Below are 23,211 nucleotides of genomic sequence, written 5' to 3'. Positions count from 1 at the left end.
TGTCCAATTATAAACACTCACTTTAAACGGGCGGTAAAAGATAAATGGGCTGGTTGTCTTGCGTAAAAACGGAGCGATCCAAATGGGCAGGCAAATCTAAGGGGGGCAGTTCTGAATCACAGGGCACCAAGTGCATTTGATCGCCTTTAAGCACATAGCCCATCTTCCCAAACGCCTTAATAGGGGCGTTGTTGTTGAAGGCAAAACCCAAAGCCGAATAGAGTTCAAGGGATCGCGCTAGACTAAGGGTGTGCAAAAATACATGGGTAAGCTTCATCGCCATTAAACTCCCCGGACCCTTGGCATAATAGATCGCCTGCAAGGCGAGTTGGTGATCCTTGGTCCAAGCCAAGAGGGCATCAAAGACTTCTACCAACGCAAAACTAGCTTGTTTGGAGGACTGGAAGGCGTGTAAAAAAGAACCCCGATGATCATAAACACCCACTTTTATGGGACTTTGCAAAGCCAACACCAATATACAGCACCCGCGCATCAACTAGTGATAAGCTAAGACCATTTCTAAAGATTTTTCGCTCTCTTGATTTTTAGGAGCTAGGTGGATCACTTCAAAAGCCTCTGTGGCTAAGACTTCCTGAACGAGCATGGCATTGAGCTTATGACTCCCCATGTAAGATTGGTAATCCCCAATCAAGGACATGCCCAAAAAGACCAAATCTCCCATTGCATCTAAGATTTTATGGCGCACAAATTCCTCTTCATAACGCAAACCCTCCTTATTCACAATGCCATGTTCATCTAAAACAATGCAGTTATTGAGATTCCCCCCCTTGGCCAACCCAATAGAGCGCAAATAATTGACCTCTTGAAGAAAGCCAAAAGTCCTAGCTTTAGCCACTTGCTCCTTATACTGGTGGCGTGAAAAATCAAAGCGATAATGCTGTTCCTTGATGACTGGGTGGGGGAAAGAGATTGTAAAATCAAAGGAAAGACGCGTACTGGGGCTAAGTTTAGCAAACTTTTGCCCTTCTTGAACTTGGACTTCTTTAGTGATGCGCATGAAAGACTTAGGGGCTTCTAGCTCGGCAATGCCCGCCTCATCAAGCAACATACAATGGGCAATGGATGAGCCATCCATAATGGGAATCTCCTCATTATCCACAGAGATTTTAAGGTTATCGATTCCATATGCGCTCACGGCTGAAAGCAAATGCTCCACGGTGGAAATCCGCGCTTCGGGGCGTTCTTTTAAGCCTAGCGTGGTCGCCATTTTAGTGTCCAACACATTTTGGCTATTTAAGGGGATCTGCACACCCAAATCGGCGCGTTCAAACACGATGCCAGCACCAACCCCTAAGGGCTCTAGTACCATTTTCACCGGCACACCCTTATGCAAGCCAATTCCGATTAACTCTACACTTCTTGCGATTGTTCTTTGTCTCATAGTATATCCTTTATGGTGATCATATCGTCATTCTTGGTAATCAATTTTAATTTGGTGTTTTCGTTGATGCGCGCCAACTTGGCAGGATCGAGCACCTCGCCCTGAAAAGCAATGTGGGAAGAATGGACATTTCTGATAATCATACACACGCCCATGCAAATAATGATCCCCTCACAACGCCCATAGACACTAATATTTTGATCCGAATAGATTTTAGCCCCATGGTTGATATTGCCCAAAAACACCAAACTAAAAGCACTATCAATCTCCTCCCCGCTCCGGATGTTGCGCTCAAAAATCTGTACCCGATCGATCATTGTCTTTGTCGGGGTGGGGGGTTTGGGGGGTGGAGCTAAATCCAGTGCCTCATAGACCACGACCTGATCGCTGGGTCTACCCTTGAGCTCTTTAGCACTCACGCTATAAGCTAACTGGTAATGTTGCAAAATGCCTAACACTTCGCTATCTATAGGGGCTCTAAACAACAACAAGTAATCTTGCAAAAGCAGGGCATTCTTATGGATAAAAGTCAAATACTGCTCACTACTAGCGACACCTAGCTCAAAACAGCGCACCTGTTTTTGCCGCGTTCTTAACAACCCATCACTCCTGACCGGCTTGGATTTTGCGTTCTGCCTCATGTATAATAGCATTAAATTTTTGTATAAACCTTTTATCCATCCATTCAGAAGGGCGCACCGCCACGCCTTGGATCAGAATTTCAAAGTGCACATGGTCGCGTTTGTTGGTGAGATTATGCCCGCTGATCCCAAACATGCCTTGAGGCTCTAGCAAATCTCCCATATTCGCCTTAAATTCTGACAAGCTCCCATAGAGTGCATAAACCCCCAAGCCATTGGAGATCAACACGCTCTTGCCATAGCCACCCACCTCTTCTTCTAAGATCACCTTGCCACTATTACTCGCATAAACTTTAGATTTTTTGCCTGCTAAATCCACCCCCAAATGCAGGTGTTGCTCCACCTTTTCACGTTTGAACACAAACTGCCTTTGAGTCCCAAAGGCAAGCAACACCCTAGATTTTTTATTCAAGGGATTAAAGGGTTGGAATTGGAAGGTATTATAGGCGACTACGTTTCTCAAATCATCTTGGATAATTTTACGCACGCCAGATCGCGCGTCTGCTCTCTCTAAGTCTAACAAAATCCCTATGTCTTTTAAGGCAATTTCTTTATTAGAATATTCCTTGCTCAAATCGATCGTGCGCTTGGGATAATAGACTTTGGTGTTTTTAATCAATTTTAAGGTTAGGATATGGACATTATAGGCTTTATCCTGTGCAATGATTTGGGGGGTGAAAGTGCGTTCCAAGATCGACCATGGTAGAATAGCCACATAATGTTTGTCTTTAATAAAGGGGAAGGCTTTAAAGCTCTGATGCCCATTACTCAGCCACACACGATTAAGCGATTCATCTTCGACCTTGAAGATCACCAAAGCACTTCCGCCATAGTTAATGCTACTGGATTGGGCGAGGGTGTAGATTTTGGGCTCTGTGGTGTCTAGGGTGATTTCAAAACTCTTAGTCGTGATGTTGCCATTAAAAAAATTCGCATAACTCCAATCACGCACGGCAATTTCATAGCGTAAGCGGGTTTGGTTATTGAGCTTAATATTGGGCTTGGGGAGCTGGAAACTCAGCGTTGTGGGCTCATCTAAAACAATTTGTTCCTGATCATAGACAACGAGGTGATCGCTGGTTAGGGCTTTGATGTGGTAAGAGCGGATTTTAACCTTAGAGGTGAGGGTTAGAATCAGGGGATATTGGAGATTCCAATGTGTCGGGTTGGAGATGTATTCTTGTTTGGTGGCTGCCTTGTGGTTGGCTGGAACTTGCAAGGTGAGGCTAATTTCAGCCCCATTTTTTTGGCTAATCGCGTAGTTATAACTCAAATACCCCCCGCCCATAACCAATACGATTAAAATCAAACGCAATAACATAGATAATCCTTAAAACACATACAACACATTCATCACCAGAAAACTGCTCCGTTTAAAACCCGTATTCCCGCTAATGAGGGTGCGACTCCCTTGTGTGTTGCTATAAGTGGCGGGTGTTTCAAATCCTAAGCGCAAGTAAGTTAAAGGGATTTTAGTCCCCAGCTCAAAGCGCCAATGCCGTTTATAGGTGAAGGCTATGCCAAAATTAATCGTGTAATCCACTTGCATTAGCATTTTCCAAAGAGCATTTTGGCTCACATAGCCATTTTGCAACATCTGTTGCAAGACCCCACGCCCCTTATCATTGAGCAACATCAAGCCCACTCCAAAGCCCAAATACCCGCCCAAAAAATTCTTTCTTTGGCGATCTAAAGGAGCATCAAAGAGCGCGTCCATGTCCAATGAGCCTAGTGCGTAGAAAAATTGCCCCCCCTTAGCTTTAGGGTTATTTTTAGATGTGAGTTTCCCTAGTCCGGGTTCAAAGAGCAAATCCCCATAAAGCCGTGTCCCAAAATAGGGGTTAAAAAAACGCTGGTAGCCTAGCTCCAAATTGAGCATATTAGCCCAACCTTGCAGAGCCACAACCCCCTTAAAAACATCATTGGGCACTTTAATCCCCAACTGACTATCCATTACTTGCGAACCGCTATAAGACTCATTTAAGAGCCCCAAAGCATACCCACCCCCCATGAAAAACCCGCTTTTTTCTTGGGCAATTTGGTAGTCCTTGATTTTCTTTGCCTTTTTGGAAGGTTTGGTGCTTTTTGAATAGTCATCGTATTCTTTGGGGTAGGTGCGCTGGGTATCTGGTGTAATCCCCATTTCTTTAATCTGCTCTTGGAGTCGCTTGATCTCTTGATCCAAAGCACCCTCTTGGTCTGGTGCGCTATTGGCTCCCAAACTTGCTAACACCAAAGCCACACCCAACAAAGACTTCATCATATTCCCTAGAGTAAAAAGTTATAACTAATGTAGTAGATGTTCCCGCTTGTCAAGGAATAAGAAAAAGCATGGGTGGATTTTAAAGGCGGGATTTTCAAGGCTAATTCAATGCGGTGCTTGGTGTTGAGTGTGATGGCCACCCCAAAATTCACAATCACCCCAAAACCATTGGGGTTTCTGGTGGCTTTGGGGTAATCTTTATACCCATTCCAGCCCAAGCCCAGCCCCCCAAAAACCCCTACGGCGTATTTTCTCTCCGCATCAATGGGTTTGTCCATCACCAAATCCACATTCAAGCTGGCAATCTGGTAGGAGCTAGATTGGTTGTCTTTTAAAACACTCCCTGCCACGCCCCCCAAATACTCCCCATAGTAGCGCAAACCCCCAACCCCGCCTTTGAGGTATTGTTGGTAACCGGCACGCACCCCATATAAAAGCGGAAAATTCCCATTGCTCACCCCATCGACCTTTAAATTCAATTCAGCCAAGACCACGCCCACAAAAACCCCACTCTTGCGCTTGGCAACTTGTTTGTCTAGCTGGGCTTGCTCAACTTCGTATAATTGCCCCTTGAGCATGTAGATTTGGAATTGTTTTTCTTGAAGAAGGGTGCGCTTTTGGGGGTCAGGTGCAGCTGTGCCCAAGCACAGATTGGCCAACAAAATACCCCATAAAAGCCCTTTGGCTAACTTAAAAGACATATTGGTAACCTACATTTACGATCCCGCCCCACCAAGACACATCTTTATTGGCGAGTAACTTAAAGGCCAATTCCACGCGGTTATGCCCAAAGACACTAAAAGCAATCCCGGTATTGAGCATCATGCCAAAAAAAGAGTTGGTATTAACGCCCTGACTGACCACACCCACCCCAATGCCCAGCAAAAACCCCATGGACAAATAACGCCCCACAAGAGGCAAGACTGGATCGATCATCAGATCGGCATTGATGGTCGCGCTCTGGTAACCCACGCGCCCAATACTCGCCTGTTTGGGCACAGCCCCGATGTATTGGATATAAATACGCCGCCCGATCACATTGGGGCGGAAAGTTTTGGCAAAGAGTGAGGGGCGGTAACTTTGATACCCAAAACGCACCCCAATCGCCCACAAATAGTTTAAAGAATTGCCCGTAATGCTCTTGCTCCCCGTTTTTAGCCGGATTTGGTCATTATAAAAAAATCCTGTGCTAAGACCAATGATAAGTCCGGTTTTTTTCTCAGCTGCCTTAATATCATCAATCAAAAGCGCGATTTCTTTGTCGCTATATTTTTCATAGAATTTGATGTAGCGGTAATACTTGGGGTCTAGTGTTTCATAATCAATTCCCTCTAAAAGTGCTTGGCACAAAAAAAGTGCAGATACTAGCACCCCAGCATTAACCTTCAATGTTTCTCCTAAGCAAAACCAATCCCTAAGTGGCTTAATCCCCATCTCAAGCATATCATAGCATTTTAAAGGTAAAATCTAATAAAAACACAAGGTTGCTCATGAAAAATACACTCGGCATGCTCTATGCTAAAAAACACCCCAAAGAGGGCAAGCCCTCAAAAATTAGCGCGATCACTGCTTACGATGCACTCTTTGCGGGGCTTTTTGATCCACTCATTGATGTGATCTTGGTGGGCGATAGTTTGAATATGAGTTTTAATGGGCGTGTGGATACCCTGAGTGCCCACATGGACATGATGATTTACCACACCCAAGCAGTTTGCCGTGCCACAAAAAAGGCCTTTGTGATCATGGACATGCCCTATGGGAGCTACACCCACAAAAAACAAGGCATCCAAAACGCCCTGCGTGCCTACCAAGAAACTCAAGCGGATGCGATCAAGCTAGAGGGGGGGCTCAAACGCGCACCCTTGATTAAAGCCATTGTAGAGGAAGGCGTGGCGGTGGTGGGGCATATTGGGCTTTTACCCCAGAGTGTGCGGGGCATGGGGGGCTACAAAGTGCAGGGCAAAACCCCCCAGAGTGCTCATCAACTCCTAGAGGACGCTTTGGCTTTGCAAGAGGCGGGGGTGTCTTTGCTGGTGATTGAGGGCGTGATCTCTAGCGTGGCGAGCACAATCACAGCAAGACTAGACATCCCCACCATTGGTATCGGGAGTGGGGCGGGCTGTGATGGGCAGATTTTGGTTTTCTCAGATATGCTGGGCTTGTTCCAAGCCTTCAAGCCTAAATTTGTGCGCCACTATTTGCAAGGAGCCCAGCTCATTCAAGAGGCGATCAAAAATTACATCGCCGACATTGAGTCGGGCAATTTCCCCAGCCCAGCAGAAAGCTACTCATGAGCGATCGCTTAGTCAATTTGCAGGCCTTAGAGTTTGAGGAGCAAGAAAACCTGAGTTTGCGCCCCGCGCTTTGGGAGGATTATATCGGGCAAGAACAAGTTAAAAAGCTCTTGCAAGTCTCCATCCATGCCACTAAAAAACGGGGTGATACCCTCGATCACATTCTTTTTTTTGGACCCCCCGGCTTGGGCAAGACCACCTTAAGTCACATCATCGCTCTAGAATTGGGGACACAAATCAAAGTAACCACCGCCCCGATGATTGAAAAAACCGGCGATTTAGCCGCGATTTTAACCAATTTGAATGCCAAAGACATTTTATTTATTGATGAGATTCACCGGCTCAGTCCGGCCATTGAAGAGGTTTTATACCCGGCTATGGAGGATTTTAGGCTTGATATTATCATTGGCTCTAAAGCAGCCGCCCAAACCATTAAAATTGATTTAGCTCCTTTCACGCTCATTGGGGCAACCACTAGGGCAGGCATGCTCTCTAACCCTTTGCGCGATCGCTTTGGCATGCATTTTCGCATGCAATTTTATAGTATCCAAGAGTTAGCTATTATCATCAGTAAAGCCAGTTCTAAACTCTCTAAAGCCATTGACATTGAAGCCAGCTTAGAGATTGCTAAACGCTCCAGAGGCACGCCCCGCATCGCCCTAAGGCTTTTAAAACGCATCCGCGACTTTGCCGATAGTGCCAATGAAGAGAGTATCTCCCTACCTAGAGCACAAATGGCATTAGAGGAATTGGGCGTGAATGCTTATGGCTTTGACACTTTGGACTTACTCTATCTCAATCTCTTAGCCAATGCCAAAAATCGGGCTTTGGGTTTGAACACGCTAGCAGCCAGCATGCATGAGGATGAAAGCACCATTGAGGAGGTGATTGAGCCTTTTTTATTGGCTAATGGCTATTTGGAACGCACGGCTAAGGGGCGCATCGCCACGCCTAAAACTTATGAAGTTTTAAAACTCCAAACCCCCAAAAAATCGCTTTTTGATTAGATGTCTAAATTCTTGACATCTTTAGCATGGGCTTGGATATAGGCACGGCGGGGCTCAACCTCATCGCCCATCAAGAGATTAAAGGCATTATTAGCTTTTTCTTCATCGTCCAAAGACACACGCAAAAGGTGGCGGTTATTAGCCGCCATGGTGGTTTCCCAAAGCTGTTCGGGATTCATCTCGCCTAGACCTTTGTAGCGCTGGATATATGCCCCTTGTTTGGCACGCTCCTCAATTTGGGCTAAAAACTCCAAGCCATCCACTTCCAAAGCGTCTAAATTAAAATCCTTGATTTTGGCAAAGAGATTTTGGGCTTCTAAGAATAGTGGATCGTTAAAGAGAGATTGATCCACCAAAAGTTCTACAAGTCCTAATTTAGTTTGCACGAAAAAGTGCAAGCTATCCTCTAGAACTTGCTGGGTTAAAATGCGATAGCCCATTTTAGTAATGTGTTCTTGCAATTTGGTTGCTAGAGTGCTTAGAGGCAAATCCTTACCCCCTTGTTCGATCAAATAACGCAAGACCTCTGTTAAAATGGGGCGTTTTTCTAGCTCTTGGAGCAAGGATCGGTAAGCACTCAAAGTTTTAAGCAAACCTAACAAGTCATTACGCCCCATCCCTTCAATCTCCACGCTATCAATGCCATGTTCGATCAAAAAGTGATTCAACTCCCTTTCATCCTTGAGGTATTTTTCAATCTTTTTCTTTTTAAAGCGATAGAGTGGGGGCTGGGCGATATAAACATGCCCATTTTCGATCAAGGGCTTTAAATAGCGGTAAAAAAAGGTCATCAATAAGGTTTGGATATGGCTACCATCCACATCGGCATCGGTCATGATGATGATCTTGTGGTAGCGCAGTTTTTCTAAATTGAATTCCTGCCCCACGCCACACCCAAAGGCAGTGATCATGTTTTTGATCTCCTCAGATTTTAAAATCTTGCTGAGGTGGGATTTTTCCACATTGAGGATTTTACCCCGCAAGGGCAAGATCGCTTGGAAAACCCGATCGCGCCCCTGTTTAGCCGACCCGCCCGCACTATCCCCCTCCACTAAGTAAATTTCACACTCCTTGGGGTCTTTACTTTGGCAATCCGCCAACTTCCCGGGCAAAGTCCCCACACTCAAGTTGTCCCTTTTGCGGGTGAGCTCCTTAGCCTTTTTAGCCGCCTCTCTGCCCTTAGCTGCCAGCAACGCCTTTTGCATGATGGCTCTAGCCACGCTGGGATTCTCCTCAAAGAATTTTGCCATCTTTTCATAGACCAACTTCGCCACAAGGGGGCGCACAAAGGAACTGCCCAATTTGGCCTTAGTCTGCCCCTCAAATTGGGGTTCTAAAATCCGTGTCGAGATCACGGCTAGCAAGCCCTCTTTAATATCTTCTTGCACCACACCCGCCTCTTTTTCACGGGCATTGGCATTTTCTTGGATATAGTTTAAAATTGCACGGCTAAGACCCATGCGAAACCCGCTCTCATGTGTGCCCCCCTCGGGCGTGCGGATACTATTAACAAAGCTAAACATCTGCTCGCTATAACCCTCATTGTAGGCTAGGGCGATTTCAACTTCCATGTCCTCTGCTTGCGCGCTAAAGGCGATCACTTCAGAGATGAGGGGGTTTTTATTGGTGTCTAAAATAAATTGTTTCAAACCTTCTGCATAGTGGTAAGTTTCTTTAATTTGGTTGGGTTGGTCGTAAAAATGGATGGTGAGACCATGATTGAGATATGCCATCTCTTGGAAGCGTTTTTTTAGCACAGCCGAATCAAAAGCCACCACCTCCATAATGGAAGGATCGGGGAAAAATTCAATGCTCGTACCCTGTTCTTTGGTGGTGCCCACCACTTCCAAGGAAGTGGTGGGGATGCCCTTAGCAAATTCTTGTCTGAAAATCTGCCCCTCCCGCTTGATAGTCATAATGAGTTTGGTAGAAAGGGCATTCACCACGCTCACCCCCACGCCATGCAAGCCACCTGAAACCTTGTAAGTTTGTTTGTCAAATTTGCCCCCGGCATGCAAGGTGGTTAAAGCCAGCGTAGCGGCTGGAATACCCTCTGTGGAGTGGATATCCACTGGGATACCCCGCCCGTTATCCTCCACCACGCATGAACCATATTGGGTCAGTGTGATATTAATTTGGTTGCAAAAACCCGCCATGCTTTCATCAATAGAATTATCCACAATTTCATAGACCAAGTGGTGCAAGCCATCGATATTGGTATTCCCAATATACATGCCCGGGCGCATGCGCACGCCCTCTAAACCTTTTAACACCTTGATCTTATCGCCCGTGTAGGATTGCATCGCTAGCCTTTTTGCTGGTTTATCTGTAAGGGGACTATTATACTACAAGTGCCCTTGTGTCTTGATTTTACCCAACATCTCTTCGACTAAGAGCTTGGTATTGCGATCCTCTTGCATGCGCACGGCAATCATTTTATGCCCCTTGCTCACCGCGCTGTGATCTTTCATGCCTAGAAATTGCGCCAAAGTGGTGGTCGAGCTCTTAATGAGCGTGCGCGCTAAGTAGATAATCATTTTTCTAGCCAACGCCACTTGTTTATTGCGGTAATTATTCCTAATATCGGAGGGTTTGAGATTGAGGGTTTGGGAGACCACCCGCAAGATATTTTCTAAATTGATCTCTAGGCTTGTCTCTCTTTGGGTGTCCTTTAAAATTTCTTGAGCCAACTCTAGACTAATATTTTGCCCTGAAAGCGTAGCAGTGGCATTCAAACGCAATAAAGCTCCCTCAATTTGGCGGATATTATCGTGTAAGTGGCTAGCCAAAAAGGCGATCACCTCTGAATCCATAGAGATTTGGTTGAGCTGGCATTTTTTGGTGATAATGGCAATCTTGGTTTCTAGCATGGGGGCTTGGATACTGGCAATCATGCCCATCTCAAAGCGGGATAGCAGGCGTTCGGCTAGACCCTTGATGAATTTAGGCGGTTTGTCTGAGGTCATCACAATTTGCTTTTTTTGGCTATGCAAAGCATTAAAGGTGTGGAAAAACTCTTCTTGCACATTCTGCTTACCCCCGAAAAATTGCACATCATCGATCAAGAGATAATCACATGAGCGGTATTTATCTTGGAATTTATCCATGCTATGGTTACCCAGCCTAAAAACATAGTCATTTAAAAATTGTTCGGCGGTAACATACAGTACATCTTGGACGCGCTGGCTAGCAAAATTGCCAATGGCGTTTAAAATGTGGGTCTTGCCCAGCCCCACGCCCCCAAAAAAGAGCACGGGGTTATATGCCCCGATCTCTTTAGCCACTTTGGAGGCAATTTTAATCGCCATGTGGTTGCATTCCCCCACCACAAGGCTATCAAAAGTGAAGGCGGGGTTGAGTGAAGGGTTTATGGGGTAGCTTTTGGGGACACGCTGGCTTTGCTGGTTTTGGGGCAAAACCTGCACTTTGACCGGGTAGCCCTTTTGCGCGCCAATCACATTTTCTAAAAGCGCGCCGTATTTGGCTTGGATATAGCCACACACCAAAGCATTGGGGGTATAAAAGACAAAATGATCAGCTCTAGAGGCGCGCGGATCGAATCTGAGCAAGGGCATATAAGTTTGGTATTCGTATTCGCTCAAATCCAGTTTAAGTGCTTCTAAGAGGGGATCAATCATGGATTGCGGATTCTTCTTTGTTGGGCATGGGTTAGGGCAATGGCGATCGCGTCGGTGATGTCTAAAGGCTTGATAGCACTTTTGATCCCCAAGATTTTTTTAACCATGAAGGATACTTGCTCCTTACTCGCCTTGCCATGTCCAGTGAGTGCCTTTTTGACCTGCAAAGGTGTGTATTCGCTAAAACGCCCAAAAACTTGCAATATCTTAAGCCCCAATGCGCCCCGCAACTGAGCTAACTTCAAAACACTCTTTGGATTGTAGGCATAAAAAATATCCTCCATCGCCACCTCTACAATGGCATAACTCTTAAAAAGTTGCTCTAAACACCCGACTGCCTCCAAAATTTGATCTTGCAAACAAGAAGTTTGGATATGCATAAATCCTGCCCCCACCAACCTACCTTGAAAATCCACGATCCCGTACCCACACTTATGACTCCCCGGATCAATCCCTAAAATCATGTTTTAAATTGACCCACCAAACCATCGACATTGCGCGTGCTATTGATGATTGTATCGGCAAAGCCTACGATTTTGGTTGCCTCTTTAGCTGTTGCCTTATTGATTTTATCGATGCCCACAAAGTCATGCGTGATCACATCGATGTCTTCTTTAGTCCCCACAAAATTCCCAATCGATTTTTTAACCCGCCCCACCGTGGAATCCAAGTTCTTACTCATCTCTTCAAAGCGTTTTTGCACCTCCAAGCCCACCCCGCTGAGTTGTTCGATTTTCTTAGAATTGAGATTCATCTGGCTACTCACATCATTGATTTCTTGCACAATCACCCCAATAGTAGAGTTGATTTCTGCTAGACTCTTTTGGGTTCTACCTGCCAAATTGCGCACCTCATCAGCCACCACGGCAAAGCCTCTGCCATGCTCGCCCGCACGGGCGGCTTCGATGGCGGCATTCAAGGCTAATAAATTGGTCTGATCGGCAATGTCGTTAATGATGTGTAAAATGCTCTTCACGCTATCGGCATTTTTGCTGAGTTGCTCGACCTTACTAGCTAGCTCTTCCTCTGTTCGAGATGCTTCTGTAATTTGCCCAAAGAGATTGCTGATCGAATCATTAGATGTTTGGACCAAATCTTGCACTTCGGTTAAATCCTTTTGGCTGGCTTGGGCTTCTTCTGTGGATTGATTCACCACCATGCTAATATCATTTGTTTTTTTTCTAATAGCATTGATCATCTGCGTACGCTCATGCATGATCTGCAAGGTTTCATCAATCCCTATTTTGAGCTGTTCAGCCATGCTCCGACTGCCACCGGAGCTATCCTTAACTTCTTTAATCAACTCCTGTATGCTCTCTACAAAGTAGTTGATACTCCCGCTAATCTTACCTATCTCATCATTGCTCCGACTGGCTTTAATGCGCTGAGTCAAATCCCGATCCCCCAAGCTAAACTCATGGACACGATGAACCAAGCGATTCAAGCGTCGGATAATGCCAAAATAAACAAAAAGAGAAGTGAGCACAATCAAAAACACAACAATGAGCACAATATACCAAATTAAAGTGCCCAGATTTTCCGTCACCTTTGCACGGACTTCTTTTCTGGTTTGTTGAGAAGCCTTTAAAATATCGCTAAAATAACTGGTAGCAACAATCACCATTTTACTCACCGGATCATAATGGCTATAGGCGACTTTGGGCTCGGGCGTGCCCCCAGCAAATTTAGGCATTTTATAGTAAGTGTATCCCCCCCCTGCCTTTGCCTCCTTGATATAGCCACACACATAGCAGACATTATCCACACTCATCAAATGCAAACCACTCTTGCCCACCGAGGTGGGATTGACCGGGTCAAAAAGCACCTTGCCCTCCATATCGGTTACAACCATATAGATCATACCCTTGTCATTGTTGATCTTGCCAAAATACTCCAATGCCATTTGTCGGGCTTTCTCCCTAGGCAAGAGTTCATAAAAACCCGCGATGGCTTGCTCGATTAGATGGGTGGTGTAGCGCAGGTTATCTGTCCTACTGCCCATATCCCCTTTCTTTTCACTCTCCACTAAAGAGGAGAGCAGATCATGCTGTTTTGTGCTGGTGATCCAAGCAACCACAGATCCCACAATGGATAGAGATAAAAAAACGATCCCTATGATTTTAAAACCTAGATTCATCTATACTCCTCATTTTGGGTTGCCAATTTATTTTCATGCGATATCGCGCTATGTAAAAAGACATGAAACCCGCGGATTCTAACATGATTCACCTAAGGAGTGGCGACTCATCTTGCTTTAAGCCCTAAGAATGTTATCATATGCGTCAAATTGTGCCATATAAAGGAGGTGCATGGAGTTTATAGAAGATGTGGGCTTAGCCCAAAGCGACACCACAGCGGGCTTTTTTAGTTATGATGCCAAAAAATTAAACACTATTAAAAACAGCCCCCCTAACAAGCCCCTCTTGCAAGTATCTCCCAGCCTCAAAGCCCTAAGCCCACGCGTGCCCCCCCAACACAAAGCCCTAGCACGGCGCACCAAAGCCACGCTGGCTTGCCGTAAATCCCAAGCTTGGCGCGTGATCCAAGACCCTTTGACTTTAAATTATTTAGAACGCTTGGGCGTGATCTACAGCACTTCGGCCAATCTCAGTGCCCAAAATTACGACCCTAAGATCGCCCTTGAGCTAGCCCAAGTCATTATAGAGGATCGGCGTGGACTTTATGCTAGCCAACCCTCCCAAATCCTCAAACTCTCCAAAACCCGCAAAAAACGCCTGCGCTAACCTATTTGTGTTTGAGCGGGGCGTTAAAGCCATGTTGAATCAAATCTTCTTCAAACTTATCGGAGTTGAGCAACTTTTTCCAGTAGTCGATGTAGGCATACTCCTCATCCACTTCCTCGCGTAGATGGTTGATATTTGCTTCCCTTGTAGCCAAAGCTTTTTTAATGGTCGCCAAGCGTTGTTTCCTCTCGCTTGGTTTCAATTTAGCTAAGTTTTTCGCCAAGTTGTCTTGGAATTGTTTTTGAAAATCTGCCTTGTGCTTGGGTGTCATTTTGTTATAGCGGTTTTTCATCTCGCTCAAATACTCGATCACCTTGCGCGCCTCAATCTTGCCCGCCAAGTCTAACATCTCTTGATCGGGCTTAGCTTGATACTCGGGGAAGACATTCAAGCCGATGGTTTGGGCATTCAGCCCCACACAAAGAGCTCCAGAAGCCAATGCTAATTTTAAAACCTTCATTTTTTTCCTTTGCAATTTTTAAACGGGCATTATAACACAAAAAAAACTAACCATCACTAAACAAGCCCCTAAATACGCATGGTGCGCATGGAGTTGGCTAAGGCGATGAGTGTAACCCCCACATCGCCAAAAACCGCCTCCCACAAAGTTGCATCCCCAAAGAGCCCGAGCACAATGAACATCGCCTTGACTCCCAATGCAAAGATGATATTTTGCATCACGATATTTTTAGTCTTTTTGGCGATTCTAAAAACTTGGGTAATGGATTCCAAATTATTATTGGTGATCACAATGTCCGCACTTTCTTTGCTAATTTGGCTAGCACTCCCCATACCCATGCTCACATCTGCTAAAGCCAAAGTGGGCGCATCGTTGATCCCATCTCCAATAAAGGCACTTTTGTGCTTGTGGGCTTGCTTGAACTTGTTGAACGCCTCCACCTTCTCCTCAGGCAACAAATTAGCATAATAGGGGCAATCTAAGCTCTTGGCCACACCTTTAGTGGCATGTTCATTGTCCCCACTGAGGATACAAAAATGCTCGATCCCCTCTTTTTTAAGCCCCTCTAAGCACGCTTTGGCATTCTCTTTGAGTGTGTCAGCGACCACAATATAGCCAATGTGCTCCCCATTAGAAGCCACATGCACAATCGTGCCCTCCAAAGAACAACACTCATGCGGGATATTGTATTTACGCAACATCTTTTCATTCCCCGCAATGATCAAATTGGCATGGCACTTAGCCCGTACGCCCAAGCCCCCCAATTCTTGGTATTCCTCGATCTGGTGTTGGCATGTGCTGGTGTAGGCTTTTTGGATCGAAACAGCAATGGGGTGGGTGGAGAGGATTTGCGCACAAGTGGCAAATTGCAACACATCTTCTTTGGAAAAATCGCCTGCTGGCACGACATCCACCACCTCAAATTCCCCCTTGCTCAAAGTTCCGGTTTTATCAAAGGCGATATTTTTAACTTGCGTGAGAGTCTCTAGGGTATGCACGCTTTTGATCAAAATGCCATGCTTGCTAGCCGCCCCCACCCCACCAAAATACCCCAAGGGCACCGAGATCACTAAGGCACAGGGGCAACTCACCATCAAGGCGATGAGCCCCCGATAAATCCACTCATCAAAACTCCCAAACCCCAGTAAGGGAGGCACGCACGCAATACAAAGGGCAATGCCAAAAACAGCGGGTGTGTAGTAGCGCGCAAAAGTGGTGATGAGCTTTTCGGTTTGGGATTTTTGGCTCACCGCTTCAGAGACCAAATCAATGATCTTAGCCACCGAAGAGTCTTTGTAAAGCTTAGTAACCTTAACCTCCAACATGGCTTTTAAATTGATGCTCCCGCCCAAAATGGGGCTATTTTCTTTCACATTGAGGGGCAAGGGCTCGCCCGTTAAACTCTTTTGATCTAGCATGCTTTCACCAAGCAAAACAACCCCATCGGTGGGCACCTTTTCCCCCACTTTCACCACCACCACATCGCCTATTTGCAAATCCTTAGGATCGACCTGTTCTAAGCCATGCGCGCGTTTGATGTAAGCCAAATTGGGCGCGACATCTAAAAGAGACTGCAGGGATTTTTTAGAACGCGCGATGGCAAGTTTTTGCAAAAACTCCCCAGCGGAGTAAAAGACCATCACCGAAACGCTTTCCTCATAAGCCCCCACACAGAAGGCAGCAATGGTCGCGCTGAGCATGAGCGTATTTTCATCAAAAAAACGTCTATTTTTAATGGCTCTAAAAGCCCCTATAAACACATCTTTGCCCGCAAACACATACACCCCAGCCAACAAAACATAGCTGACTTGGCGCACCCAAGTAACTTGGCTAAAGTGCAGAGCCACCACGCCAACTAAAAAAAGCGCAATCGTGCCCAGCAAAATATACAGGTCTGTGCGTGCGTGGGCTTGATTGTGGCCGCGATCTTGTTCTTGGGCAGATAGCACCATGTCAGGCTCTAGTTTTTTGATGAGCAATAGGGCTTGGGGGATGTCTTGGCTGTCTAAATAAAGCGTGCTGGTATTAAAAGAGACCTGCGCGCTTTTAACATAGCTCTGTTTATTCAACTCTGCTTCTAATTTGTTGGCACAATCTGGGCAATCCAACCCCTTAAAATAATACTTCTGCATGCTTTTTCCTTGTTTGGAGGTTGCTAGCCGATATTAGCTGACTTTTCTAAACTGGAGAGCTTTTAACATGTGCTCTTTGTGGATTTGGGGGCTTTGATTCAAATCGGCAATGGTGCGCGCCACCTTTTTGCTTTTGTGAATCGCTCTCTCTGAGAGTCCAAAGCGTATGGTGGCTTGATCTAATAAAGTCTGTGCACCATGATCGAGAATGCAAAACTCCTCAATTTGGCTTTCTAGGAGTTTGCCATTAAGTTTTTGTTGCCCTCTGCGTTTTTGCATTTTGAAGGCTTGGAGCATTTGGCTATGGTAATGGCTTGAAGAGGTGTTGGTTTTAGCCTCAAGCTGGGTGGGATTCATCTGCACGAATAAATCAATGCGATCTAAAAAGGGCTCACTTAGGCGGTTTTTATAGGCATTGATTTCGCGTTCTTGGCAACGGCAGAGCTTATGGGGGTCTAGCAAGTTCCCGCATGGGCAAGGATTCATCGCCCCGATGAATAAAAATGAGGTTGGGTATTCGATCTTGCTTTGCACCCTAGAAATCACCAGCTTATTGTTCTCCATCGGCTCGCGCAAAGCTTCTAAAATATTTTTTTGGAAATGGGGCAACTCATCAAAAAATAAAATCCCATTGTGGGCGAGGGCGATTTCACCCGGCTTGGGGCTATGCGCGTGGGTTGAGCCTAGAATGCTGGACTTAGAGGCACTTTGGTGGGGGTTTCTAAAACTCCTTAAGGGGCTATAAAAACTCTCTTGTTGGCTTAAAATGCGTAATTTGAGCGATTCGATCATCTCAGCTAGCGTGCTGGGGGGCAAAATATAGCGCATGCGCTTGGCAATCATGCTTTTCCCACAGCCCGGAGAACCCTCAAAGATCACATTGTGCATCCCACTAGCGGCAATCAAGGCTGCTTCTTTAGCACTCTCTTGCCCCTTGACATCGCTAAAATCCAGATCAAAAGTGGGTACATAGTAGTATTTTTGGTTGTTGATCTCCAAGCATTCAAAATCTAGCTGGGATTTAAAGGCATGGGGTGTGGGGTCTTTTTGCGTGATGATCTCTAGAGCTTCTTTGAGGTGCTCCACATAGTAAAAATTGAGATTGGGGATGAGCGAAAAGAGTTCTTGATTGGGTTTGGGGACAATCACATGGGCATTGGGCTCTAAGATCGCGATGTCTAAGAGTAAGGGAAAAATACTTGTAGCATGCTTGATCTTGCCATCTAAACCCAACTCCCCAAAGGCAAACCATTTGCCCTCCAAAGGGGCTTTTTGCAAAGCCACTAATAAAGCCATGGGCAAATCAAAATGACTCCCGGTTTTGGGTAAGTCAGCCGGGGATAAATTGATGGTGATTTTTAGGGGCGGAAAAGAAAAGCCGTTATTTTGCAAAGCAGATTGGACACGCTGTTTAGACTCTTGGATCGCACTACTAGGCAAGCCAGCGATCACAAAGGCGGGTAAGGCGCGCGTAAAAGTCGCCTCCACCTCCACAATATGTGCCCGGGCACAAGACATCGTGGCGCAATAAAGGGTGTTGATACGGGCATTCACGGAATTTTTAAGGTTTTTTTAAACTCTTTTTCAAACTTTTTGCGCTTGAGCATGGAAAGCTTATCCACAAATAAAATCCCATTGAGGTGATCCATTTCATGCTGGATTGCCACGCTTAATAACTCCTTGGCTTGGAGCATTTTAGGCGTGCCAGTGCGATCTTGATAACTCAAGGTGATCTGAGCACTGCGTTCAATTTCTTCATAAAAATCCGGCACAGACAAACAGCCCTCTTTCCACAAGATTGTACCTTCCTTGTGGGTGATAACCGGATTGATGATCTCTAGGCGATCCTGTGGGTATTGTTGCTCATCTTCTCGGGGTAAATTGATGATCAAAATACGCTTGGGCACGCCCACTTGGATCGCCGCTAGTCCAATGCCCTTGCTCTCTAGCATGCTCTCCAACATCGCATCCAAGAGAGTGTGTAGATCTGTATCAAAACACACCACCTCCTGAGAGATGGTCCTTAAGCGTTTGTCTGGGTAGTGTAAAATCTCGAGTGCCATTAAACTTGTTTGGTGCTTTTGACCAAGACTTCATCCACTAGCCCGTAATCTTTGGCATCATGAGCACTCATGAAGAAGTCGCGATCAGTGTCTTGTTCGATCTTTTCTAAGGATTGCCCGGTATTATCCGCCATGATCTGATTTAAAGTGCCTTTCAAGCGTAAAATCTCTTTGGTGTAAATGGCAATGTTAGTGGCCTGCCCCTGTGTACCCCCTAGGGGTTGGTGGATCATGATACGCGAATGGGGCAAAGAAAAGCGTTTGCCCTTAGTCCCACAGCTGAGTAAAAACGCCCCCATAGAAGCCGCCTGCCCAATACAAATGGTGCAAATATCCGGGTGGATGTAGTTCATGGTGTCATAAATGCTAAACCCGCTGGTAACCGACCCACCCGGAGAGTTGATGTAAAGATTAATATCTTTTTCAGGGTCTTCTGCTTCCAAAAAGAGTAACTGCGCAACGATGGTCGCTGCCACCGCATCGTTGATCTCCCCACTCAGCAAAACAATGCGATCTTTGAGCAAGCGCGAATAAATATCATAGCTACGCTCGCCCCGTCCTGTTTTTTCGATCACAAAGGGAACATAATTCATGCTTGCGCCTTGGGCAATTGTTGATCTAAAAGAAAGGTCAATACCCGATCCTCCACCATCGCCATTTTCACCGCTGGGAGCATATTATTTCTTTGGTAGTGCTCGATGAGTTGCTGGGGGTTTTGGTTGGTCATTAACGCTTCGTAGTAGAGGGTTTGGAAGACCTCATTATCTTGGACTTGGACATTTTCTTGCTTGGCTAGTGCGTCTATGATGAAAGTTACTTTCACACTCCTTTGGGCACTCTCTCTAAAACCCTCGCGCTTTTCTTGGACCTTGCTAGGATTGTCTTGGAGTTCTTTAATAGCAGTTTGGTCCATGCTCTGCAAGGCTTGGCGCAAGGCTAAATCCATCTCCTGTTCCACAATGGTTTTAGGCAGGTCAAAAGATAAAGACTTGTCCAAATTATCAATCAGCTTTTCCTTGAGCTCTTGATTATAAAGGCGGGTTTTAGCCTCTGTAAAAAGCTGTTCTTTGATTTTTTGCTTGAGCAACTCTAGGGTGGGCTCTTTTTCTTGATTTAAAACGCTTTTGATGAAGTCATCATCAATCTTAGGGATATGGCGGATTTGGATTTTATGCAATTTGGCATAAAAAGACACTTCTTTACCCGCCAAGTTGGCATTGGCATAATCTTTGGGAAAGAGCACGGGAAAATATTTTTCCTCCCCAACTTTCATGCCTACAAGCTGTTTCTCGAACCCGGGAATCAAGCGGTTTTCGCCCACAATCAAAGCAAAATTTTGTGCTTTGTTGCCCTCAAAAGGTTTGCCCTCAAGCATGCCCTCAAAATCAAGCACCACCCCATCGCCCTTTTCAACTTTTTTATCTGTAGGGGCATCTGAAAAGGTAGCCCGCTCTTTGGCTAAGGTCTGCAACCTCTCTTCAATTTCGCTCTCTTCAATCTCCTTGAGCGAAAAGGTAGGCACGCAGTCTTTAATAGCGGACAAGTCAATTTGGGGTCTCAAACCGATGTCAATCTCAATATCAAAATGCACGGCTTGTTTGTCAAATTTGACTACCGCAGGGTTACCAATTAAATCCCGCAGTTCTATCTTGAGCTGTGCGCGCCCCTCTTTCAAAATCTCATCTAGGAGCTCTTTTTGGGATTCTTGCTCAATGTGGCTTTGGTAGCGTTGTTTGATAATGTCTAGGGGGACCTTGCCTTTTCTAAATCCATCTAGTTTAGCACTTTTGGCGATTTTTCTGGCGATTTTTTGGGATTTCTCCTCAAAATCTTGCATTGAAGGCTTGGCGCACACACTAGCATTAGCACTATCCAGCCTCTTAGCTTCCACATCCATTAGAACTCCTTGAAGTCTATTTAAAGTATAATCATAAGCTTTTATTTTAGCGCAATCTGTGTTAATCCAAAATTAAGCCCCAAGGAGAGCCGATGTCTTTAGGAGCCCTCAAAGCTAGGTTACAACTCAGTCGGGATTTATCGCCCCGCTATGGCGTGATCACCAAAATTTTACCCAACATGGTTTTTGTCAAGGGTTTCTTGCCCTCTGTAGGCGATGTGGTGAAAGCCGAGCGCAATGATGGTAAGGAATGCTTGGGGATGGTAGTTTTGGTGGAACAAGCCCAGTTTGGTTTTGCACCCTTTTCCTTTGTGGAGGGGTGCAGAGTGGGCGATCGGGTGTTGTTTGTCAAGGAGGGTTTGAGCTTCCCGGTGGGAGAGGCTTTGTTGGGACGGGTGCTTGATCCTTTGGGTAATCCCTTAGATGACTTGGGGTTTGTAGGGGCTAGTGCTTATGCGCCCGTGATGGTTGCGCCCATGAAACCTTTGCAACGCGGAATCATCGACGAAATGTTTGGCGTGGGGGTGAAAAGCATTGATGGTCTGCTCACCTGTGGCAAAGGGCAAAAAATGGGGATTTTTGCGGGTAGCGGGGTGGGAAAATCCACTTTGATGGGCATGATTGTGCGCGGGTGCAGTGCCTCAATTAAGGTCATTGCCCTAATTGGGGAGCGTGGGCGTGAGATTCCCGAATTTATCCACAAGAACTTACAAGGTGATCTGAGTAATACCGTGTTGGTGGTGGCCACCAGTGATGATTCGCCCTTGATGCGCAAATACGGGGCTTTTTGTGCCATGAGCGTGGCAGAATATTTTAAAGATCAAGGGCATGATGTCTTGTTCATGATGGATTCAGTAACGCGTTTTGCGATGGCGCAACGTGAAATTGGGCTAGCCTTGGGCGAACCCCCCACCAGCAAGGGCTACCCCCCTTCCGCCTTGACGCTTTTACCCCAGCTGATGGAGCGTGCAGGCAAGGAACAAAACAAAGGTTCTATCACGGCTTTTTTCACCGTTTTGGTGGAGGGTGATGACTTGAGCGACCCAATCGCCGATCAATCCCGCAGTATTTTAGATGGGCATATTGTGCTCAGTCGCGAACTAACCGATCACGGGATTTATCCACCCATTAATATTTTAAATTCTGCTTCTAGGGTGAGTAAGGAAGTGAGTAGCCATGAGCACAATATGGCAGCCCGCAAATTCCGCAAACTCCATGCCTTGCTCAAAGAAAATGAGGTTTTGATCCGCATTGGCTCCTACCAACGCGGGTTTGATAGCGAACTGGATGAAGCGATGGATAAAAAGGAGAGCATGGGGGCTTTTATGGCACAAGAGGAGGAAGAAATTGTGGATAGCCAGCAGAGTATCCAGCAACTCATTGAGATGATGCAAATTCCTTAAGCTTGGGGAAAGGATAGGCGTGTATTATCGTCAAACTATGAGAGTGATTTTTCCAACAAACTCACCAAATTACCGATAGGATATGTTTATGCAAGATCGCATTTATTTAGACAATAATGCCACGACCAAGGTTGATCCTTTAGTGGAAAACATGATGGAGCCTTATTTTTGTAAGCACTATGGCAATCCCAATTCCCTGCATAAGTTTGGCACAGAAACCCACCCGATGATCACCCAAGCCCTAGATAAACTCTATGAGGGCATACACGCCAATAACGAGGATGATATTATCATCACTTCCTGTGCCACTGAGAGCAATAATTGGGTGCTCAAATCGATGTATTTTGATGCTTATCTCAAACATGGCAAGGATCACATTATCACCACAGAAGTTGAACACCCAGCCGTGCATGCCACTTGTGAGTTTTTAGAGAGTGTGGGCATGCGGGTTACCTATTTGCCCATTAACGAGCATGGCACGATTGCGGCTAGCCAAGTAGCGGAGGCGATCACGGATAAAACTGCTTTAGTGAGCGTGATGTGGGCTAATAATGAAACGGGCTTGATTTTCCCCATTGAGGAGATCGGGCAGGTGTGTAAGCAAAGAGGCGTGTTGTTCCATAGCGATGGGGTGCAAGCCATCGGGAAGATCCCGGTGGATGTGCAAAAAGCCCAAGTGGATTTTCTCTCTTTTTCGGCACACAAGTTCCATGGTCCCAAGGGCGTGGGGGGGCTCTACATCAGATCGGGCGTGGAGATCACCCCTCTTTTACATGGAGGAGAGCACATGCGCGGGAGGCGTAGCGGGACTCTCAATGTACCCTATATCATTGGCATGGGGGAGGCGATGAAGTTAGCCCAACAAAATTTGGACTATGAAAGGGAAGTGGTTGGAGGACTAAGAGACAAGCTAGAAGATGCCCTACTAGAGATCAAAGATGTTTCTGTGATTGGAGATCGCATCAAACGCGTGCCTAATACCACTTTGGTGAGCGTGCGTGGGATTGAGGGCGAGGCGATGTTGTGGGATTTGAATCGTGCTAATATCGCCGCTTCTACCGGGAGCGCGTGTGCTAGTGAGGATCTCAAGGCCAATCCAGTCATGGTCGCCATTGGAGCAGACGTGGAGCTGGCACACACGGCTGTGCGGTTTTCACTCAGCCGTTTTAACACAATCCAAGAGATTGATCGTACCATTGAGGTGTTTAAAAAAGCAGTGAAACGATTGCGCAATATTTCTAGCTCTTATGGCTTAAATTAAGGAGAT

At 45.9% G+C, this 23,211-nt stretch carries 22 protein-coding genes; 5 read left to right on the top strand and 17 right to left on the bottom strand.

Annotated features, from left to right (window positions below):
- Positions 1-22 precede the first annotated feature (22 nt).
- Genes EAO36_RS01355 through EAO36_RS01325 form a run of 7 tightly spaced genes read right to left on the bottom strand, consistent with a single transcriptional unit; the run spans position 23 to position 5,695 of the window.
- On the bottom strand, positions 23-472 hold the full coding sequence (locus tag EAO36_RS01355) for a hypothetical protein (RefSeq protein WP_235852335.1): 450 nt from the start codon (positions 470-472) through the stop codon (positions 23-25).
- Positions 473-496: 24 nt separating this feature from the next.
- Positions 497-1,402 (bottom strand): UDP-3-O-acyl-N-acetylglucosamine deacetylase, encoded by a 906-nt coding sequence (lpxC, locus tag EAO36_RS01350; RefSeq protein WP_120947418.1) that lies wholly within the window; start codon positions 1,400-1,402, stop codon positions 497-499.
- Entirely contained in the window at positions 1,399-2,001 is a 603-nt protein-coding gene (locus EAO36_RS01345; protein WP_185962964.1) for a septum site-determining protein MinC, read from the bottom strand. Before EAO36_RS01345 ends, lpxC begins: the two co-directional genes overlap by 4 nt.
- Before the next feature lie 4 nt (positions 2,002-2,005).
- Entirely contained in the window at positions 2,006-3,364 is a 1,359-nt protein-coding gene (locus EAO36_RS01340) for a M23 family metallopeptidase (protein WP_120947420.1), read from the bottom strand.
- A 9-nt stretch (positions 3,365-3,373) separates the two neighbouring features.
- Positions 3,374-4,303 (bottom strand): outer membrane beta-barrel protein, encoded by a 930-nt coding sequence (locus EAO36_RS01335; RefSeq protein WP_120947421.1) that lies wholly within the window; start codon positions 4,301-4,303, stop codon positions 3,374-3,376.
- Positions 4,304-4,311: 8 nt separating this feature from the next.
- Positions 4,312-5,007 (bottom strand): outer membrane beta-barrel protein, encoded by a 696-nt coding sequence (locus EAO36_RS01330; protein WP_120947422.1) that lies wholly within the window; start codon positions 5,005-5,007, stop codon positions 4,312-4,314.
- On the bottom strand, positions 4,997-5,695 hold the full coding sequence (locus tag EAO36_RS01325) for a hypothetical protein (RefSeq protein ID WP_407925307.1): 699 nt from the start codon (positions 5,693-5,695) through the stop codon (positions 4,997-4,999). The genes EAO36_RS01330 and EAO36_RS01325 overlap by 11 nt, the downstream gene beginning before the upstream one ends.
- 101 nt (positions 5,696-5,796) lie before the next feature.
- On the opposite strand from EAO36_RS01325, the gene panB reads away from it, so the two are divergent.
- Both panB and ruvB read left to right on the top strand, forming a co-directional pair.
- The gene (gene panB, locus EAO36_RS01320; protein WP_120955601.1) at positions 5,797-6,600 is read left to right on the top strand and encodes a 3-methyl-2-oxobutanoate hydroxymethyltransferase; all 804 of its coding nucleotides are present in this window, start codon (positions 5,797-5,799) and stop codon (positions 6,598-6,600) included.
- Positions 6,597-7,607 (top strand): Holliday junction branch migration DNA helicase RuvB, encoded by a 1,011-nt coding sequence (gene ruvB / locus EAO36_RS01315; protein ID WP_120947424.1) that lies wholly within the window; start codon positions 6,597-6,599, stop codon positions 7,605-7,607. The genes panB and ruvB overlap by 4 nt, the downstream gene beginning before the upstream one ends.
- On the opposite strand, the gene gyrB is transcribed toward ruvB, so the two are convergent.
- The 4 genes from gyrB to EAO36_RS01295 are packed head-to-tail and all read right to left on the bottom strand — an operon-like array spanning position 7,604 to position 13,382.
- Entirely contained in the window at positions 7,604-9,910 is a 2,307-nt protein-coding gene (gene gyrB, locus EAO36_RS01310) for a DNA topoisomerase (ATP-hydrolyzing) subunit B (RefSeq protein ID WP_120947425.1), read from the bottom strand. The two genes, ruvB and gyrB, sit on opposite strands and share 4 nt — an antisense overlap.
- Before the next feature lie 42 nt (positions 9,911-9,952).
- Positions 9,953-11,245 carry a chromosomal replication initiator protein DnaA gene (gene dnaA / locus EAO36_RS01305; RefSeq protein ID WP_120947426.1) on the bottom strand — a complete coding sequence of 431 codons (1,293 nt, stop codon included), beginning with the start codon at positions 11,243-11,245 and terminating at the stop codon, positions 9,953-9,955.
- Complete coding sequence (gene ruvC, locus EAO36_RS01300) at positions 11,242-11,709, bottom strand: crossover junction endodeoxyribonuclease RuvC (RefSeq protein ID WP_120947427.1); 468 nt, start codon at positions 11,707-11,709, stop codon at positions 11,242-11,244. Before ruvC ends, dnaA begins: the two co-directional genes overlap by 4 nt.
- A complete protein-coding gene (locus EAO36_RS01295) occupies positions 11,706-13,382 on the bottom strand; it encodes a methyl-accepting chemotaxis protein (protein ID WP_120947428.1) in 1,677 nt (558 codons plus the stop codon). The genes ruvC and EAO36_RS01295 overlap by 4 nt, the downstream gene beginning before the upstream one ends.
- A gap of 172 nt (positions 13,383-13,554) precedes the next feature.
- Here EAO36_RS01295 and EAO36_RS01290 point away from each other — a divergent pair, with 172 nt between their 5' ends.
- On the top strand, positions 13,555-13,989 hold the full coding sequence (locus tag EAO36_RS01290; protein WP_185962965.1) for a N6-threonylcarbamoyl adenosine t(6)A37 modification in tRNA: 435 nt from the start codon (positions 13,555-13,557) through the stop codon (positions 13,987-13,989).
- Position 13,990: 1 nt separating this feature from the next.
- Here the strand turns inward: EAO36_RS01290 and EAO36_RS01285 are convergent, their stop codons facing one another.
- The 6 genes from EAO36_RS01285 to tig form a co-directional block, all read right to left on the bottom strand.
- Positions 13,991-14,449, bottom strand: coding sequence for a DUF1104 domain-containing protein (locus EAO36_RS01285; protein WP_120947429.1), 459 nt, complete (start codon positions 14,447-14,449; stop codon positions 13,991-13,993).
- 68 nt (positions 14,450-14,517) lie between these two features.
- Positions 14,518-16,581 carry a heavy metal translocating P-type ATPase gene (locus EAO36_RS01280; RefSeq protein ID WP_120955600.1) on the bottom strand — a complete coding sequence of 688 codons (2,064 nt, stop codon included), beginning with the start codon at positions 16,579-16,581 and terminating at the stop codon, positions 14,518-14,520.
- A 33-nt stretch (positions 16,582-16,614) separates the two neighbouring features.
- Entirely contained in the window at positions 16,615-18,099 is a 1,485-nt protein-coding gene (locus EAO36_RS01275) for a YifB family Mg chelatase-like AAA ATPase (protein WP_120947542.1), read from the bottom strand.
- 32 nt (positions 18,100-18,131) lie between these two features.
- Complete coding sequence (gene def / locus EAO36_RS01270; RefSeq protein ID WP_120947430.1) at positions 18,132-18,644, bottom strand: peptide deformylase; 513 nt, start codon at positions 18,642-18,644, stop codon at positions 18,132-18,134.
- A complete protein-coding gene (gene clpP, locus EAO36_RS01265; RefSeq protein ID WP_006017056.1) occupies positions 18,644-19,237 on the bottom strand; it encodes an ATP-dependent Clp endopeptidase proteolytic subunit ClpP in 594 nt (197 codons plus the stop codon). The genes def and clpP overlap by 1 nt, the downstream gene beginning before the upstream one ends.
- On the bottom strand, positions 19,234-20,541 hold the full coding sequence (gene tig / locus EAO36_RS01260; RefSeq protein ID WP_120947431.1) for a trigger factor: 1,308 nt from the start codon (positions 20,539-20,541) through the stop codon (positions 19,234-19,236). The genes clpP and tig overlap by 4 nt, the downstream gene beginning before the upstream one ends.
- A gap of 92 nt (positions 20,542-20,633) precedes the next feature.
- Between tig and fliI the strand changes: the two genes are divergently transcribed.
- Both fliI and EAO36_RS01250 read left to right on the top strand, forming a co-directional pair.
- Positions 20,634-21,944, top strand: a complete 1,311-nt coding sequence (fliI, locus tag EAO36_RS01255; RefSeq protein ID WP_120947432.1) for a flagellar protein export ATPase FliI — start codon at positions 20,634-20,636, stop codon at positions 21,942-21,944.
- Between the two features lie 88 nt (positions 21,945-22,032).
- Entirely contained in the window at positions 22,033-23,205 is a 1,173-nt protein-coding gene (locus EAO36_RS01250; RefSeq protein ID WP_120955599.1) for a NifS family cysteine desulfurase, read from the top strand.
- The last annotated feature ends 6 nt before the right edge of the window (positions 23,206-23,211 follow it).

It is taken from the genome of Helicobacter mehlei, assembly GCF_003660265.1.
In the GTDB taxonomy this organism is placed as follows: domain Bacteria; phylum Campylobacterota; class Campylobacteria; order Campylobacterales; family Helicobacteraceae; genus Helicobacter; species Helicobacter mehlei.
The sequence above is the reverse complement of the archived record's forward strand: the minus strand, read 5'-3'. Positions and strand labels throughout refer to the sequence as shown.